Genomic DNA, 15,826 nt, shown 5'->3' on the forward strand with positions numbered 1-15,826 from the left:
GTGGCGTCTGACGCGATGGCGATGCTCCAAGTGACGGACCAGTACCTCGAGCTCCACGACGGCGAGATCGTCATCTTGACGCGCGAATCGGCGACGATCAAGACACTCGACGGCGAGGTCCTCGAACGTGCCCCGTACACGGCCGAAATCGATGCGTCTGACATCGAGAAGGGCACGTACGCGCACTACATGTTGAAGGAGATGGACGAGCAACCGGCCGTCATCCGCAACATCATCCAGCACTACCAGAACGACGCCGGTGACATCGAGCTCACGGAAGGCGTGCGCTCGCTCGTCTCGGAAGCGGATCGCATCTACATCGTCGCTTGTGGTACGAGTTACCACGCTGGTCTTGTCGGCAAGCAATTGATTGAGCGCGTCGCAGGTGTTCCGACAGAAGTGCACGTCGCTTCTGAGTTCGGTTACAACATGCCACTCCTCACAGAGAAGCCGTTGTTCCTCTTTATCTCACAATCAGGTGAGACAGCGGACAGCCGTGCCGTCCTCGTCGAAGTGAAGAAGCGCGGCTACAAGGCGCTTACACTCACGAACGTTGCCGGTTCGACGCTCTCACGTGAAGCGAACGAGACGATGCTCCTCCACGCCGGCCCGGAAATTGCGGTCGCATCGACGAAAGCGTACACGGCCCAAATCGCCGTGCTCGCCATCCTCGCCTACGACATCGCTCGTGCGAACGGCAAGAAGCTTCCGTTTGACCTCATGACAGAGCTCGCGCGTATCGCGACGATCATGGACTCGGTCATGGCTCAAAAAGAAATCTTTGAGCAATTGGCAGACAAGTTCTTGAAAGAGTCACGCAACGCGTTCTTCCTCGGTCGCGGTATGGATTCATACGTCGGTCTCGAAGGTGCCCTCAAGCTCAAAGAGATCTCGTATATCCAAGCAGAAGGCTACCCAGGTGGTGAGCTCAAGCACGGACCGATCGCCTTGATTGAAGATGGCACACCGGTCATCACACTCGTCTCGCAACCGAACACGCACCTCAACATCCGCGGAAACATCAAGGAAGTTGTCGCTCGTGGCGCTGTTGCCTGCACGATTTCGATGGAAGGCATGGAACACGAGAGCGATGCGTTCGTATTGCCACGTGTCGAACCACTTCTTACACCGCTCGTGACGGTGTTACCGCTTCAACTCATCTCGTATTACGCGGCACTTGCGCGTGATTGCGATGTCGACAAGCCACGTAACTTGGCGAAATCAGTCACAGTCGAATAAATGATAGGCCAAGATCTTTCGGGATCTTGGCTTTTTTTGTTGTGATTTACGTCATGCGAACCGGCTTGTATACTGAAGGTATAACGACTAAGGAGAGAACGCCATGCAAATCCAACTAGTTGACACATTCATCCTGCCGGAGGACGTGCGTTCATAAGTTGGCCACCTCCTCCGATGATTCACTGTATTGGAACAATCCTATCGGAGGAATATACAATTGAAGATTCAACAGCTGTATTATGCAGTATCGAGTTCGCGCTCGCTCATCATACAGATGGTGTTCACGTTGAACGCCATCTATTATGTGACGACCGCCGAGTTGAATGCGTTACAACTCGTCTTGATCGGAACGATATTAGAAGTATCGATTTTACTATTTGAGCTACCGACCGGTCTCGTCGCCGATTTATATGGGCGGAAGCGGTCGATGGTCATCGGTATCGGTTTGATTGGACTGGCCCATTTGCTAGAAGGGGGCATCCCTGAATTTTGGGCCATCGCGGTCGCGTCAGCGTTATGGGGTATCGGCTGGACGTTCATCAGCGGGGCCGAACAGGCATGGATTACCGATGAGATGGGGAATGACGGCTTAGAACAAGTGTTTTTGCGAGGTGCACAGTATAGCTCGCTCGGCCGCTTCGTCGGAATTGGGTTCGCCGTCCTCCTCGCTGAAGTCACGTCTGTCCAAATGACAATCGTGCTTGCCGGGGGGATGTTGGTGACGCTCGCGGTCATCGCATGGCGCGTCTTGCCAGAGACGCGATTCGAACCGATCACGCGAGCCGATACGTCGAATCTCGTGCAAGCGAAACGGACGGTTCGGGACGGATACACCCATATCCGTGGCAATTCGATTCTCGTCGGCTTGGCTGCCATCACGCTCGTCTGGGGTCTCGCTAGTGAAGGATTCGACCGGTTATGGGGCGCGCATTTGATTGAGACGTTCGCGTTGTCTGAACAGGCGGCCGTGTATTGGTTCGGCTTGTTCTATGCCGTCGCGTTTCTACTCAACATGTTGGTGTTGAAAGGTGTCGAGCTATACGTCAAAGGACGCTATGCGACGACCTTGTTTTGGTTCAACGTGCTGCTCATCATCGCGATGCTTGCTTTCGCCTCGGTCGGACAGTTTTGGTTGGCCGTGTTGCTGTATTGGACGATTGCGGCACTGCGTAACGTGCACTATCCGCTCATGAGCGTTATGACGAACGAGCGGATCCCATCGAAAGGCCGGGCGACGATTTTGTCGATGTTCGGTCAGGTCGACGCGTTCGGTCAAGTCGCCGGGGGTCCGCTGATTGGATTGCTCGCCCTTTACACGTCGATTCAAGGAGGGCTTGGGGCAGCGGCGCTCTTGCTCCTCCCGATGTTGGTTTTCTTGAGAAAAATCAAGCACCATTGAGGCACAGACCGTCCCGTGATTCGTTTGGGGACGGTCTTTTTGTGACGATGTGGAGAATTCGATTGGAAACCGCCAACTAGAAAGAGAGAACTCGTTTCATAGTTGAAAAAGTGGTCAATAGGATAGTAGGACGCATAAAAGGGGATGAGCATCATGAACATTGTCCATGGAAGTCACCGGACGCATTGGGCAATCGGGTTGTTGATCGGTTTAGTGTCGTTCCTACTCAGCAGTTTCCTCTTCAGTCTCTTCATTGAAGCCGGTGTGCTCGTCACGTTCCTCACCGGTGTCGTCGGCAGCATCCTGTTGTTCTTTTTGCTCGGTCACCGAGAACACTTGATTCGAAATGTCGGCTTGAGCACGATTGGCATGGTCGCCTCTATCTTGCTCGGGTTTGCGGTTGGCGAAACGTTCGCGGCCATCTTCCCGACGCTCGGTGACACGTACGGAAACACGGCATTCCTGATTATGGTGACGACGGCCTTCGGTACGATGCTCGGCGTCATCGTGTACGGAAAGAAAGCACTCGGCTTCTTCCTATTGGCCAGCTTCGTCACGGCACTCGTGTTGACCGTTTTGATTGAAGTCACGAACGTGATGAAAGGCCAGTTCTGGCAAGGGGTTGATTTGAATTACGTGCTCATCGTGACGACGATCGGAGCGGTGGCCGGGTTCGCGCTCGGCTTGTTCGAGGATGTGAAGCACGCGCATTAATTAGAAGATCGCCGCGAGGCGGTCTTTTAATGTATCAAAGCGATAACAAATCATCGCATCGGTCTCAAAAACGTCTCACCACCTCGATAGCAGGGTAACGTATAAAGATAAAGACGTAAGGGAGAGATTCGATGAGACAGAAAAAATGGATGACCGGTTTGAGCGCGATGTTGCTCGCGACGACTTTGGCAGCTTGTGGGGATGCCGAGGAGGAGCAGACGAGCGACTCGACAGAAGAACATTCGGACCATTCGATGATGGACCATTCGGGATCAGGAGAGGTGCCGAGCGGATTAAGTGAAGCGACAGATCCGACGTTCCCGGTCGGGTCGACCGCGATGATGACGGCCGACCATATGCCGGGCATGGATGGCACCGAGGCGACAATCGTCGGTGCATATGACACGACCGTCTATTCGGTCTCTTATACCCCGACGGATGGGGGCAATCCGGTCGAAGATCACAAGTGGGTCATTCACGAAGAACTCGACAATCCAGGCGAGGCACCGTTAGAAGAAGGAACCGAAGCCACACTGGCCACGGACCATATGGACGGGATGGACGGCGCCGAGGCGACGATTGATTCGGCCGAACAGACGACGGTGTATATGGTCGACTTCACGACAAACGACGGGGAAGACGTCACGAACCACAAATGGGTCACAGAGGATGAACTCGAAGCCTTAAAATAAAGATCAACCTCAGGATATCCTGAGGTTTTTATTTATTAACGACGATTATTTATTGATAAACGATAAAAATAAGATTATGATGAAGGTATCAAACGAGGTGAGGTGTCTGAATCATGAAACGAGAGACGGTTTTTTTACGGTTGGCCGTATTCGTTCTGGCTGTCCCGATTGTGGCGGCCTGCTTGTTTTTGCTTCCGTACATTTGGCGCGAGGCGGTCGAGAGTGGGAGTTGGATTGAGGACTCGATTCGTCCGATTGTGATTGGTATGTATGTATCGGCCATCCCGTTCTTCATTGCGTTGTTCCAAGCGTTCATGCTGCTCCGGTTGATCGACCGCGACGAAGGGTTCTCGTATCGGGCTGTCCAATCACTCCGCACGATCAAGTATTGTGCGTTGGCGATCACGGCCGTCTATATCGGGACGCTCCCGTTCTTCTACTGGTTCGCCGAGCGAGATGATGCGCCTGGGTTCCTTCTCATCGGGCTCGTCTTTGTGTTTGCCGCGTTCGTCGTCGCCGTATTCGCGGAACTGTTACAGAAACTATTGAAGCGTGCCATCGACATGAAGCAAGAAAATGATTTGACGGTCTGAGGTGAGACATATGGCGATTATCGTAAATCTTGACGTAATGTTGGCGAAACGAAAGATGAGTGTGACCGAGCTGTCTGAAAAAGTGGGCATCACGATGGCGAATTTGTCGATTTTAAAGACCGGCAAAGCGAAAGCGATTCGTTTCTCGACGCTTGAAGCAATCTGTCAGGCGCTCGACTGTCAGCCGGGCGACATTTTAGAATATCGGGAAGAGTGATGGACAGGGCGATTGCCCTGTTTTTTTGTGGAGTTTGAAACATTTTCCATCACGTTGCGTATAAGACAGGAAAGAAGAACGAAAAGGGGAAACAAGATGATTCAGACATGGAATGAACGGGCGCGCGCCGCAGTAAAAGGAAAGACGGGTACATTGATTATCTGGTCATTTGTGTGCTCGATTGTATTAGAGATTGGATTGATGATGGATCCGTATTATTTCGGGTTCGAATATGATTCATTGGCACTCACGTTGATCAGTCTAGCGGGTCTCATCTTGTACGCGGGACTGCTCCCGGTCATCATCGGTTACAACTGGTTGATGTTAGAAACGGTCCGCGGGAAGTCGTCGTCGTTACGCGATGTTTTTACGCCGTTCCGACATCGCTACGGTAAACATTTGCTTGCCGGATTGCTTGTCATGTTGTTCCAAGTGCTATGGTCATTGTTACTGCTTGTACCAGGCATCGTGAAGTACTTCTCGTACGCCTTCACCTTCTTTATCTTGCGCGACGAGCCCGATTTGTCCATCACGGAGGCGATCACGAAATCACGGACGTTGATGCGCGGACGAAAGTGGGAGGCATTCAAGTTGATTTTGCCATTCATCCCGCTATTCTTGGTCGGATTGACGTTCTTTATCAGCATCGAATCCGTCATTCTCGGATCGTTGATTTACCTCGTTGCGATTGCACTCATCCGCCCGTTCATCGTCAGCCGTTTCGCCGTCATGTATGAAGACACGCGCCGTGAGTATGATGAGCAATGGAATCGGTCGGCGTGAAGCGCATCGATTCCGGCGACGGGTCCTCGGTCATGATACAATCTTCCTGACAGAAGGGGGAATGGACATGAACATCGGTATTATTGGTGCCGGACTGAGCGGGATTGTCGCAGCACGCGACCTCGCCCGTCACGGTCATACAGTTGAATTGATTGAAAAGAGTCGGAGCGTCGGGGGACGCTTGGCGACGAGACGGATCGGAGACGGCAAAGCCGATCACGGGGCTGTCTATTTCACCGTACGAGGGGAAGAACTCAAACAAGATGTCGCCGACTGGCAGACGAAAGGGTGGGTCAACGTGTGGTACGCCGACCCGTATCCGCGCTACGTCGCCGTCGACGGGATGAACGCCTTGGCCAAACGGTTGGCTGACGGATTGACCGTCCATTTGAACGAACGGGCCGAGACGGTCACGACACGAGATGGTCAGGTCAGCGTCCAGACGGATGTGACGACGCGACAGTATGATCGTCTCCTCATCACGTCGCCGCTCCCGCAGACGCTCGACTTGCTCACTGACTTTGCAGTCGATGCGGCGTTGCGTGAATTGACGTACGCCCCGACGTTTGTCGGCTTGTTCGAGTTCAGAAGCGAGATTAGCATCGGTCCGGACGGGATCCTCGATACAGACTTGGCGCCGGGTATCTTGAAAGTCATCAACAACCGCCAAAAGGGCGTCTCGGATACCGAACTCGTCAGCGTCTATATGGACGAGTCGTGGAGCGAGGAGTGGTATGAACGAGCGGACGAAGACACGCTTCGTGAGATTGAACGTCTGTTGCAAACGGTGACAGGTTCAGCCGTGATTCAATCGAGACAGTTGAAACGGTGGCGCTACGCGCAGGCGACCGACGTCTGGAACGAGCCTTACTATCGATTGCGGGCCGAGCCGATTTTTTTGGCCGGTGACGTCTTCCTCGAGCCGGACGACACCTCAGGTCGAACGCGATTTGAGAGTGCATACGTCTCAGGACTCCGCGTTGCGGAAGCGATGCGCTAAACCTTCTTCGGAAGGTTTTTTTCATGACCATACCGAATAGTCAGACATACGAGTTGGAGAGGGGAATCAGACATGGGGATGGTTGGCGCATACATGCGGGTATCGAGCGAAGAGTTGACCGAACTGCTTCAAGAGCCGGACCGCTTCGAAGAACTGTTGGAAGACGAGGAACGGCAGACCGATATCGATAAGGCGTGGCACGGCCTGTACTTTTTATTGACCGGTGAGACCGATTTGGACGAGATTGACCGTCATTCGCTCGGGAAGGCAGTCTTCGGCGGCGACGTTATCGATGGGGAGACGGGCATCGCTTATTTGACGCCGGGAGAGGTGGAGGACTTGTCGACCCGGCTTCAATACATCGAGCTGGAGGCGCTAGAAGCGCGTTACGATGTCACGACGATGAATGAGCAGGAACTGTATCCGTTTGAACGTGAGTGGGGACTCGAGGAAAAACAGTATTTATTGGACCAGTTCGATGAGTTGAAACGTGTCTTCGCCCAGGCGTCGCGAGAACGGGAGGCGCTCGTCACATGGATCGGGTAAACGTAAAGGCGTTGCGTCTTCAAGATGAGGCGTTGCTGTATGCGTTCGAGTGCGCGAATCGCATACATTTCGAACGCTCGGTCCCGAGCCGTGGCGACGCCTACTATGAGCCGGAATCATTCCATCAGGCATTGCAGCAACTATTGAGCGAGCAGGCGGACGGGGACGGATGCTATTACTTGATGTGGTACGACGATACAATCGTCGGGCGTCTGAACGTCCATCACACCGATACCGACACTGGTGAGGTCGGTTACCGGGTCGGGGCGGAGCATGGGGGCCGCGGGTATGCCACGGCGGCCCTGCGCCAATTGCTGACGTTCGAGTTGCCTGGATTCAAACGATTGAGAGCCGAGACGACAAGCGACAACGTGGCGTCCCAGCGCGTATTAGTGCGTGCCGGCTTTATCCGTGACGGCGAGGCACGACAGCTGGAATGGGCAGGACGAACGCTGACGTTTTATACGTATGTGTATCCACTCGACCGATGAAAGAACGACTTCATCGGTCGTTTTAGTTGACGGTTGATAGTTTAGGACATAAACTATCTTTATCTAGTTTAGGGGGTAAACCAAAATGAAAGAATTGATGCGGGAAGCCGTCCAGTTGTTCGAAGAGGTCATGTTCCAAGGTGCGGAGCATGTCATCGAGGCGATGGACGGTGACGTCTGGCATGATTATTCGCGGGAACAACTGCAGCTACTCAAGCTGCTCGAACAGTTCGGTCCGATTCAAGCCGGGCAATTGGCCCAAAAACAAGGAGTTCATAAGAGCGCCGTCTCCAACCGGTTAAAAAAGCTCGTCGACAAAGAGCTCGTCGTCAGTCGACGCGGGCATGACCAGCGCGAGCGGTTGATTGAGTTGACGGAAGCCGGACATCGCATCGTCGAAGAAGCGGATGCGGCCGTCTACCGTTATGTCGAATCGTTGCTCGACGGAAACATCGAAGAGACAGAAATCGAACAGTTCGTCCGGACGTTCCGGAAAATTAAACAGCTGCTTCGAATTGGGGAGGAATAACACGTGCATAAAATCATCCAATGGCGCTGGGGCATCTTGATCGGTCTCATCGTCTTGACAGCCGCCTTGTTTGTGGCGGCCCCGAACTTGACGAAGCAGGCCGAACAAGCCGGCAGCTTCCAATTATCAGAGGACATGGACTCGCAGCGGGCGCAGGACATCTTGAACGCCGCCGGGAAGAGCGACAAGACAATTTCACTCGTCTATGAGTTCGAAACGCTCGGTGATGCCGAACGGGCCGATATTTCCCGGGTCATCGACGAGATGGAACAAAACGACACGGTCGTCAAAGACGTACTCGACCCGTTTGAAAGTGAAGAGACGGAAGCACAGCTCGTCTCGGAGGACGGTCGCATCGTGCTCGTCCCAATCACGGTCGAAGGGTCGATGGAAGACATCAACGCCTTCGCAGACGACGTGCGGGCGAACATTCTCCCGGAAGACGAGACGGTCTACATCACAGGTGAAGAAATCATCAACAACGATGTGAACTTGAGTGCGCAGGAAGGCTTGAAGAAGACGGAAATCATCACGGTCGTCCTCATTTTCGGACTGCTCCTACTCGTGTTCCGCTCAATCGTGACACCGTTCATCCCGCTCATTGCGGTCGGATTCACGTATTTATTGAGTCAATCGTTCGTCGCATTCTTTGTTGATTGGTTTGGTTTCCCGGTCTCGAACTATACGCAGATTTTCCTCGTGGCCATCTTGTTCGGGATTGGAACCGACTATTGTATTTTGCTGCTCAGCCGGTATAAAGAAGAGCTCGGCGCGGGTCACGCGATTGAAGATGCCATCGTCAACACGTACAAAACGGCAGGGCGGACAGTCCTCATCAGCGGTCTCGCCGTATTCGTCGGATTTGCGGCTATCGGTTTCGCCGATTTCCCAATCTTCAAATCAGCCGTCGCCGTCGCGGTCGGGATTGCTGTCTTACTGTTAATCTTGTTCACGGTCGTGCCGTTCTTTATGGCGACGCTCAAGCATCGTTTGTTCTGGCCCTCGAAAAAGGCGGGCGAACATCACGACAGCCGCCTCTGGGCCGGATTCAGCCGCATCTCGGTCAATCGGCCGTTCGTCTCGATTCTCGTCGTCGCGTTGATTACCGTACCGGTGTTGTTCACGTATGACGATGCCCGGTCATTCAATACGGTCGATGAGATCGGTGACGATTATGATTCCGTACGCGGCCTCAACTTGATTTCAGAAGGATTCGGGCAAGGGGAGTCGCTGCCAGTCCAAGTCATTTTGAAACAAGACGGCGACCTCTCCGAAGCGGAGATTCCGTATATCGAGAAGTTCTCGAGTGAACTTGAAAAAATCGATGGGGTGAGCGGCGTCCGTTCGGTGACGCGTCCGACCGGTGACGTCATCGATGACTTTTACGTGGACACCCAGCTCGAACAAGTGAGTGCAGGATTGACGGAAGCCGAGACTGGCCTCGGTGACGTCCAGGATGGACTCACGCAAGTGGAAGCTGGTCTTGACGCCGTCGTCAATCAATTGCCGGGCGGTTCAACGAACGCCGGTGCCCCGCTCGCGGAAGCGGCAGCGGGACTCGGTCAATTGAACGCTCAGCTCGGTCTGATTGGCCAAGGACTCACGGCGACGCAAAATATTCCTGCGACCGTAACGCAGCTCGGGCAAGTGTCGGCCGGTCTCGGTCAAATCGAGGCAGGCATTAACGAGGCAGCTACGGCATTGACGGCACAAGGCGCCCAAGCCGGGGAACTCGGAACGGGTCTCGGACAACTCGCTGCTGGTGTCGGTGAAGCGAACGCAGGGCTCGTTCAAATCGAGACAGGCATCAATGAAGCGGCAGCATTCCTATCAGACCTGAGTAGCTCGGACAGCCTGCGCGATACGGGCGTCTATCTACCGGAAGGGACGCTCACGTCAGAGGAGTTCGCTCCAGCTGTCGAGCGCTACGTGTTTGACGACGGGACGGCGACACAGCTCGAAGTCATCCTCGAGATGGACCCATATTCGCCGGAAGCGATTGACACGGTCGAGACCGTGAAAGCGACGATGGACCGGGTCGTCACCGATACGCCGTTCGCGGAGGCAACGATTGGGTATGCCGGTATCTCGAGCATTAACAGCGACTTGAATGAGACGTCGACGAACGACTTCAATCGGACCGTCGCCATCATGCTCGTGACGCTGTTCATCGTCTTGACGGTGTTGTTCCGGTCGATGATCATGCCGCTCTATATGATCGGCTCGCTCTTATTGACGTATTACACGTCAGCAGCCATCACGGAGCTCATCTTCGTCGAAGGACTCGGCTATGACGGCATCAGTTGGGCCGTTCCGTTCTTCGGATTCGTCATGTTGATCGCGCTTGGCATCGACTATTCGATTTTCCTGCTCGACCGGTTCCGCGAGGAGTCGATTAACGGGATGACGGTGCGCGACGCGCTCGTCCATTCGATGACGAAGATGGGGACGGTCATCATGACCGCGGCCGTCATTCTTGCCGGTACGTTCGGGGCGATGATTCCGTCTGGCGTGCTCAGTCTCGTCCAGATTGCGACGATCGTTATCACCGGACTGTTGTTATACGGATTGATTGTGTTGCCGCTGCTCATCCCTGCGATCACGGTATCGTTCGGGGACGGAGTATGGTGGCCGTTCAAACCGAAACACAAGAAATAATCGCAAGCGGGCGTCTCAATCGAGATGCCCGCTTTTGGGATAGATTCGTTTCGTTTAGGGAACAGATGAACGAACAGATGATTAAAAGGAGGAATCGCGTATGGAAATTACGATTACCGCTATTTTGAAGGCACATCCAGGGAAAGAAGAGGCGTTACGGCAAGCGCTCGATGAGGTCATCCCCCCGTCGAGACAAGAAGACGGGTGTTTGACGTATGTGCTCCATGAGTCAATCGACGCCCCGGGCACGTTCGTGTTCTATGAGAAGTATCGAGACGAGACGGCGCTCAACGCGCACATCAACTCATCTCACTATCAGGCGTATCGGAAGGCGGCAGAGACGTTGCTCGCAGTTCGTGAGGTGTATCGTCTCCACGAGGTCTGAAAGGAGAAAAGACTATGATTACCCAACCGATTATCCCATGCATTTGGTTCGAAGGCGACGTTGAGGCGATTGCGGAGTGGTATGTGTCGAAGTTTCCCGATTCATTCGTCGACTATACGACGAAACTGACGGATACGCCATCAGGTGAGACGACGATTGTGACCGTCTCGCTGGCGGGACAGTTCTTTCAACTGCTTGGTGCTGGTCCGCTGAAGGAACGCAACCCGTCCATCTCATACATGGTCACGTTCCCGACGTCGGAAGAAGTGGAGACGCTGTGGAACGAACTTATGGATGGGGCAGAGGTGCTCATGCCGCTCGACACGTATGATTTCAGCGAGCGCTACGGCTGGTTGAAAGACAAATACGGAGTCTCCTGGCAAATCATGCATAGCGGCGGGATGGACATTCAGACGGTGACCCCATGCTTTTTGTTCGTCGGGGACGTATTCGGCCGTGCTGAGGCGGCGATGAACGACTGGATTTCCATCTTCCCGGATTCGTACGTGCTGGAAGACCATATGATCCGTTACGAGGCGACAGACGGCCCGGAGTTGGAAGGGAAGCTCAATTACGCCCGCTTCGTCTTGTCCGGACGTGAGTTCGTCGCCATGGACAGCGTGGAAAATCATCAATTCGCCTTCAACGAGATGCAGTCGCTGATTGCGTTTTGTGAGTCGCAAGCCGAGATTGACGACTACTGGGCCAAGCTGTCGGCCGTCCCGGAAGCGGAACAGTGCGGCTGGCTCCAAGACCGGTATGGTGTCTCCTGGCAAATCGTGCCGTGGGAGATGGAAGAGATGCTGACGACCGGTACAAAGGAGCAGCTGGCGCGAGTGACGCAAGCGTTCTTGCCGATGAAGAAAATCGATGTCGCCGCGTTACGAAACGTCTACTAACAAAACAAGCCGTCCCGATTATTTCGGGGCGGCTTGTTTGTCGTTTGGTGTGAAGTCGGACAGGGCGTCCTTCTCAATCATTGTATCGGATAAGCGAAGCTGTTCGGCGGCCTCGTCAATGTATGGTTCACATGCTTGAAGCGGTAAGTCATCACCGGTCTCGACCGAATAACACATGCCGCCACCGACTGGCTCTGTCAAATCCGGGACAAAATAGAGGTCGTCGTAGCGGAACGAGCCGTTCCGGAACACGGTCAAATTGGGCTCGTCGTCGAGGAGCGAATTTCCAAGCATGTACGTCGGTGTCATCCCGAGCAAATCGAGGATGGTCGGGGCCAAATCGACTTGACCGCCGCTCACCTTCACCGTCTGACCTCGTTCAAGTCCGGCCGGTTTGATGAATAACGGGACGGAGCGGTCAAGCTGGAACAAATCGACCGTGGAGTCGGCATCTGCTTTTATAGCCATCTCGTCACCGGCAGCGGTCAATCCGCTGTCGTGGTCGCCATAAAAGACGACCAAGGCGTCGTCCCACGTTCCGTTGGCTTTCAGTCGTTCAATCATGAGACCGACGGCGGCATCGGTGTAGTGGACGGTATGATAATAGTCTTGGAGGAGCGGGTCCTCGTATTCCGATAGATCCAACCGTTTCTCCTCGTCCGGAATCTCATACGGCGTATGGCTCGTCAACGCGACCATGAAGGAATAGAACGGCTCTTCCAACGTGTCCAAGTGGTCGACCGATGTCGTCAGGAACTCCTTGTCGCCGACGGCCATACCGATGACCGGATTGGCCGGATAATCGTCTTGGTGGAAGAAGTGGTTGTAGCCAATCAGCTCATAGAAGTTGGCACGATTCCAAAACTCCTTGTCGAACGCATGCATCGCGGCCGTATCATAGCCGGCTCGTCGTAACTGCTCAGGCAAGGCGTCAAACGTGTTCGTCGCATACTGCGTATACACCGAACCTGATTTGACGGGATAGAGCGAGGCGTTGACGGTGAATTCCGCATCAGACGTCCGTCCCTCGTGCGTCTGATGATAAAAATTCGGGAAATACAGCATCTCGTCGCGGAGCGCATTCAGATTCGGTGTCAGTTCTTGACCGTTAACCGTCTGGCCGATTACGGACGCTTGGAACGACTCGAGTTGGACGACGATGACGTTCGTATCGGCTGTGGTCTCAACTGGTTCGGTCGCTAACGCTTCGATTTGGTTGCGCTCCCGTTCTGTCAGGTCGTCACCGAGATGAAGGGCGTCCTGAATGCCGCGGAATGCATCGAGGCCGTGATAGCCCCAAAAGCCGAGCTGATAATACTCGCGCATGTTCGAAATCGAGCTTTTCCGGTGATCTGTTTCGGCGTAATGAACGACGGTAGGGACGGTAAAGACGATGAAGCCGACAAGAAAACCGGCGACCGCCAAACGGCGACCGAGACGTTTCGGTTCCGTGATGGGGTGTCGCTTCATATAGAGGAGGACAGCCGCGTAGACGAGCAAGTCCGTGAACAAGATGAAGTCGGGCGCTTGAATCAGTGTCAGAAAGCCGCCCCCGACGTCTCCCATCTGGCCGATATCAGACAGTAGGGCGGCCGACAGCAAGTTACCGAAATAGCGGTAGTACCAGACGTCCGAGATGAGGAGCGTGCTGTGCAGAAACAGCGACGCGAACAAAATCCAGCGGCGCGTCTGTTGTTTTATGAGTAGCGCCCAACTCGTCATCATCAAGATGGTCGCTAGATTGATGAACAAAAAGCGCAGGTCGAACGCGCTCGCCGTCAACAGACTGAATAGGAACAGCTTGGCGAGGGAGAGCGATAAGTAACTCCAATAATCGAGATATTTCATGAAAGGCCTCCAAACGTTACGGACAAAGTGTGTTCTCTGTCATGTACCTGTTCGAAGACGGCGAAAAACATGAGGGTGTGCGATTTTGGCAATAAAAAAAGCGAGGCAGCGCCTCACTTGATGACAAACGTGTCCCGGAGCTCGATAATCGTGCCTTCCGGGGCTTTTAATTTACTCAAATGACCGTCAACGACGAAGTAGATGTTCCCGCCGTGCTTTGGTAGGAACGTCACGCCAAGTGATTCTAGCCGTCTCACTTCCGCTTCGAGGTCATCGACATAAAGCGCGAAGTGGACCGGGCCGGCCACATGCTTCGAATACGGTGACAACGTCTCATCGACTTTCGCCGTTTGGAGCTCGATATAAAAATCACCGAGTTTAAGCCAGCTATTGAACGCGCGCGTATGAAAGTCGGGCGACTCCTGAACGAGCTCGAAGCCGAGCGCCTCATAAAATCGTTTGGATGCCTCATAGTCGGGCGTTTGGATGCAGAGATGGTGGATTTGTTTCATGATGTCACTCCTTTCTTTTAGTTTATCCAATCAACGTTCTGAACGGAACTTTTCTTCACGTGAGACGTATAGGACACCGAGGAGGGAATGATGATGAAAATCCAATACGAATTGACAGAAGACGACTATATCCGGTTCAACTTGAGCCATATTAAACGTTCGAAAACAGGAAAGCGGATGATCCTCTTACAGCGAATCATCGGACCACTTATCTTTTTAGGCGCTGCTTTCGTGCTGGCGACGTGGCTCCAAGAGACGGACTGGTGGCTATATGGCATATACGGGGTCGCGAGTATTCTTTGGTTCCTGTATTATCCGAAATACTTTGAACAGCATGTCCAGAAGCAGACGCGGCGTCTCATCGACGAACGCAGCAACGAAGGCATGATTGGCCCCCACACGATGGATTTGGAGGAGACTGGTCTGCGCGATTTAAATGAGTTCGGCGAGACGCGTGTGTCATGGGCAGGAATCAAGGAAGTCGTCGAGGAGGACGATTATGTGTATCTATACAACTCCTCGGTCAGCGCCTATATTTTGCCGAAGCGCGGACTGGACATGGAAGAGGTGCGCCGATGGCTGCCGATACGCTGACGATTCAACTTGTCGATGACACGAACCGGGAGGCTGTTGTCGCCTTGACCGTCGCTTCTGACCAAGCTCGCTTTATCGAAACAAACGCCGAATCGCTTCGCGAGATGGAAACCGATGTCAAATATGCGTGGCAGTGCTATGCGCTTTGTCGCGATGAGCATCCCGTCGGCTTCATGATGATTGGGGCCGAGAACAAGGTGGAGCGTTACATCTGGCTCGATCGATTTATGATCGATGTGACAGAGCAAGGGAAAGGCATCGGTTCAACATGTTTACAACTTACGATTCAGTGGATGCAAGAACGCTTCGATGTCGATGACCTCATCCTCAGTCTGCATCCGATGAACGAACCGTCGAAACGGTTCTATGCGAAGGGGGGATTCGTCGACAGTGGCCTGATTGATGAGGCGAACGGGGAAGAGATTTGGGTGTATCACGTCAAACAGGGACAGCCGTCATAAGTCGGCCGTCCCTGTTTTCGTCGTCGTTGAGCCTTGAACAGCACTGCCCGCTTTGAAAAAGAGAACGATAGCAGCCACTCCGAAAATCGAGATGAACACGTTTTGGAGCAGAACATCGACGAACATCGGCTCGCTCGAGAATGTACCCGTTGCGATTTGAGCGTTCCACCGTGTATACGTGGCAATCCGTTCAAGTGTGTACAACAGACCAGACATGAACAGGCAGGCGGTAGCCGCCAATAATAGCGTCAATCGATTCAAGAAAT

Annotated in this window: 19 protein-coding genes; 16 read left to right on the forward strand and 3 right to left on the reverse strand. The window is 53.6% G+C overall.

Annotated features, from left to right (window positions below; genetic code table 11):
• From glmS to KNP84_RS12590, 14 genes are all read left to right on the forward strand, one after another.
• The coding region (glmS, locus tag KNP84_RS12525) for a glutamine--fructose-6-phosphate transaminase (isomerizing) (RefSeq protein WP_215114889.1) at window positions 1-1,239 on the forward strand (1,239 nt) is incomplete at its 5' end.
• A gap of 217 nt (window positions 1,240-1,456) precedes the next feature.
• Window positions 1,457-2,638 carry an MFS transporter gene (locus tag KNP84_RS12530; RefSeq protein WP_215114890.1) on the forward strand — a complete coding sequence of 394 codons (1,182 nt, stop codon included), beginning with the start codon at window positions 1,457-1,459 and terminating at the stop codon, window positions 2,636-2,638.
• A 153-nt stretch (window positions 2,639-2,791) separates the two neighbouring features.
• Window positions 2,792-3,352 (forward strand): hypothetical protein, encoded by a 561-nt coding sequence (locus KNP84_RS12535; RefSeq protein ID WP_021065854.1) that lies wholly within the window; start codon window positions 2,792-2,794, stop codon window positions 3,350-3,352.
• A gap of 131 nt (window positions 3,353-3,483) precedes the next feature.
• The gene (locus KNP84_RS12540) at window positions 3,484-4,044 is read left to right on the forward strand and encodes a YdhK family protein (RefSeq protein WP_215114891.1); all 561 of its coding nucleotides are present in this window, start codon (window positions 3,484-3,486) and stop codon (window positions 4,042-4,044) included.
• A 113-nt stretch (window positions 4,045-4,157) separates the two neighbouring features.
• Window positions 4,158-4,637 carry a DUF2975 domain-containing protein gene (locus KNP84_RS12545; protein ID WP_029594440.1) on the forward strand — a complete coding sequence of 160 codons (480 nt, stop codon included), beginning with the start codon at window positions 4,158-4,160 and terminating at the stop codon, window positions 4,635-4,637.
• A 10-nt stretch (window positions 4,638-4,647) separates the two neighbouring features.
• Window positions 4,648-4,854, forward strand: a complete 207-nt coding sequence (locus tag KNP84_RS12550; RefSeq protein ID WP_021065857.1) for a helix-turn-helix domain-containing protein — start codon at window positions 4,648-4,650, stop codon at window positions 4,852-4,854.
• A 96-nt stretch (window positions 4,855-4,950) separates the two neighbouring features.
• Window positions 4,951-5,637: a DUF975 family protein gene (locus KNP84_RS12555; RefSeq protein WP_214803294.1), complete on the forward strand. Its 687-nt coding sequence runs from the start codon at window positions 4,951-4,953 to the stop codon at window positions 5,635-5,637.
• 67 nt (window positions 5,638-5,704) lie between these two features.
• The gene (locus KNP84_RS12560) at window positions 5,705-6,637 is read left to right on the forward strand and encodes an NAD(P)/FAD-dependent oxidoreductase (RefSeq protein ID WP_251131247.1); all 933 of its coding nucleotides are present in this window, start codon (window positions 5,705-5,707) and stop codon (window positions 6,635-6,637) included.
• A gap of 72 nt (window positions 6,638-6,709) precedes the next feature.
• Window positions 6,710-7,183, forward strand: coding sequence for a YfbM family protein (locus tag KNP84_RS12565; RefSeq protein ID WP_051627656.1), 474 nt, complete (start codon window positions 6,710-6,712; stop codon window positions 7,181-7,183).
• Complete coding sequence (locus tag KNP84_RS12570) at window positions 7,171-7,674, forward strand: GNAT family N-acetyltransferase (protein ID WP_215114892.1); 504 nt, start codon at window positions 7,171-7,173, stop codon at window positions 7,672-7,674. The genes KNP84_RS12565 and KNP84_RS12570 overlap by 13 nt, the downstream gene beginning before the upstream one ends.
• An 85-nt stretch (window positions 7,675-7,759) precedes the next feature.
• Window positions 7,760-8,203, forward strand: coding sequence for a MarR family winged helix-turn-helix transcriptional regulator (locus KNP84_RS12575; protein WP_021065862.1), 444 nt, complete (start codon window positions 7,760-7,762; stop codon window positions 8,201-8,203).
• Window positions 8,204-8,206: 3 nt separating this feature from the next.
• Window positions 8,207-10,861, forward strand: a complete 2,655-nt coding sequence (locus KNP84_RS12580) for an MMPL family transporter (protein ID WP_215114893.1) — start codon at window positions 8,207-8,209, stop codon at window positions 10,859-10,861.
• 100 nt (window positions 10,862-10,961) lie between these two features.
• Window positions 10,962-11,246, forward strand: coding sequence for a putative quinol monooxygenase (locus tag KNP84_RS12585; RefSeq protein WP_215114894.1), 285 nt, complete (start codon window positions 10,962-10,964; stop codon window positions 11,244-11,246).
• Between the two features lie 14 nt (window positions 11,247-11,260).
• Window positions 11,261-12,145 carry a VOC family protein gene (locus tag KNP84_RS12590; protein WP_215114895.1) on the forward strand — a complete coding sequence of 295 codons (885 nt, stop codon included), beginning with the start codon at window positions 11,261-11,263 and terminating at the stop codon, window positions 12,143-12,145.
• A gap of 18 nt (window positions 12,146-12,163) precedes the next feature.
• Here the strand turns inward: KNP84_RS12590 and KNP84_RS12595 are convergent, their stop codons facing one another.
• The gene (locus tag KNP84_RS12595; protein ID WP_215114896.1) at window positions 12,164-13,993 is read right to left on the reverse strand and encodes an LTA synthase family protein; all 1,830 of its coding nucleotides are present in this window, start codon (window positions 13,991-13,993) and stop codon (window positions 12,164-12,166) included.
• Between the two features lie 113 nt (window positions 13,994-14,106).
• Window positions 14,107-14,505, reverse strand: a complete 399-nt coding sequence (locus tag KNP84_RS12600; protein ID WP_021065867.1) for a VOC family protein — start codon at window positions 14,503-14,505, stop codon at window positions 14,107-14,109.
• 93 nt (window positions 14,506-14,598) lie between these two features.
• Between KNP84_RS12600 and KNP84_RS12605 the strand changes: the two genes are divergently transcribed.
• Together KNP84_RS12605 and KNP84_RS12610 are read left to right on the forward strand one after the other, a co-directional pair.
• A complete protein-coding gene (locus KNP84_RS12605; protein WP_215114897.1) occupies window positions 14,599-15,099 on the forward strand; it encodes a YcxB family protein in 501 nt (166 codons plus the stop codon).
• Window positions 15,081-15,560 carry a GNAT family N-acetyltransferase gene (locus KNP84_RS12610; RefSeq protein WP_215114898.1) on the forward strand — a complete coding sequence of 160 codons (480 nt, stop codon included), beginning with the start codon at window positions 15,081-15,083 and terminating at the stop codon, window positions 15,558-15,560. Before KNP84_RS12605 ends, KNP84_RS12610 begins: the two co-directional genes overlap by 19 nt.
• Here KNP84_RS12610 and KNP84_RS12615 read toward each other — a convergent pair.
• On the reverse strand, window positions 15,555-15,821 hold the full coding sequence (locus KNP84_RS12615; protein ID WP_215114899.1) for a hypothetical protein: 267 nt from the start codon (window positions 15,819-15,821) through the stop codon (window positions 15,555-15,557). The two genes, KNP84_RS12610 and KNP84_RS12615, sit on opposite strands and share 6 nt — an antisense overlap.
• Window positions 15,822-15,826: the final 5 nt, after the last annotated feature.

Origin of the sequence: Exiguobacterium sp. s70, assembly GCF_018618315.1 — a bacterium.
Classification (GTDB): Bacteria; Bacillota; Bacilli; order Exiguobacteriales; family Exiguobacteriaceae; genus Exiguobacterium; species Exiguobacterium chiriqhucha.

Bases quoted from the DNA above. Each gene is read 5' to 3' on its own strand.
- KNP84_RS12590 (WP_215114895.1), top strand. From the start codon at position 11,261: ATGATTACCCAACCGATTATCCCATGCATTTGGTTCGAAGGCGACGTT.
- KNP84_RS12585 (WP_215114894.1), top strand. From the start codon at position 10,962: ATGGAAATTACGATTACCGCTATTTTGAAGGCACATCCAGGGAAAGAA.
- KNP84_RS12570 (WP_215114892.1), top strand. From the start codon at position 7,171: ATGGATCGGGTAAACGTAAAGGCGTTGCGTCTTCAAGATGAGGCGTTG.
- KNP84_RS12565 (WP_051627656.1), top strand. From the start codon at position 6,710: ATGGGGATGGTTGGCGCATACATGCGGGTATCGAGCGAAGAGTTGACC.
- KNP84_RS12535 (WP_021065854.1), top strand. From the start codon at position 2,792: ATGAACATTGTCCATGGAAGTCACCGGACGCATTGGGCAATCGGGTTG.
- KNP84_RS12605 (WP_215114897.1), top strand. From the start codon at position 14,599: ATGAAAATCCAATACGAATTGACAGAAGACGACTATATCCGGTTCAAC.
- KNP84_RS12540 (WP_215114891.1), top strand. From the start codon at position 3,484: ATGAGACAGAAAAAATGGATGACCGGTTTGAGCGCGATGTTGCTCGCG.
- KNP84_RS12600 (WP_021065867.1), bottom strand. From the start codon at position 14,505: ATGAAACAAATCCACCATCTCTGCATCCAAACGCCCGACTATGAGGCA.
- KNP84_RS12560 (WP_251131247.1), top strand. From the start codon at position 5,705: ATGAACATCGGTATTATTGGTGCCGGACTGAGCGGGATTGTCGCAGCA.
- KNP84_RS12610 (WP_215114898.1), top strand. From the start codon at position 15,081: ATGGCTGCCGATACGCTGACGATTCAACTTGTCGATGACACGAACCGG.
- KNP84_RS12575 (WP_021065862.1), top strand. From the start codon at position 7,760: ATGAAAGAATTGATGCGGGAAGCCGTCCAGTTGTTCGAAGAGGTCATG.
- KNP84_RS12545 (WP_029594440.1), top strand. From the start codon at position 4,158: ATGAAACGAGAGACGGTTTTTTTACGGTTGGCCGTATTCGTTCTGGCT.
- KNP84_RS12555 (WP_214803294.1), top strand. From the start codon at position 4,951: ATGATTCAGACATGGAATGAACGGGCGCGCGCCGCAGTAAAAGGAAAG.
- KNP84_RS12595 (WP_215114896.1), bottom strand. From the start codon at position 13,993: ATGAAATATCTCGATTATTGGAGTTACTTATCGCTCTCCCTCGCCAAG.
- KNP84_RS12550 (WP_021065857.1), top strand. From the start codon at position 4,648: ATGGCGATTATCGTAAATCTTGACGTAATGTTGGCGAAACGAAAGATG.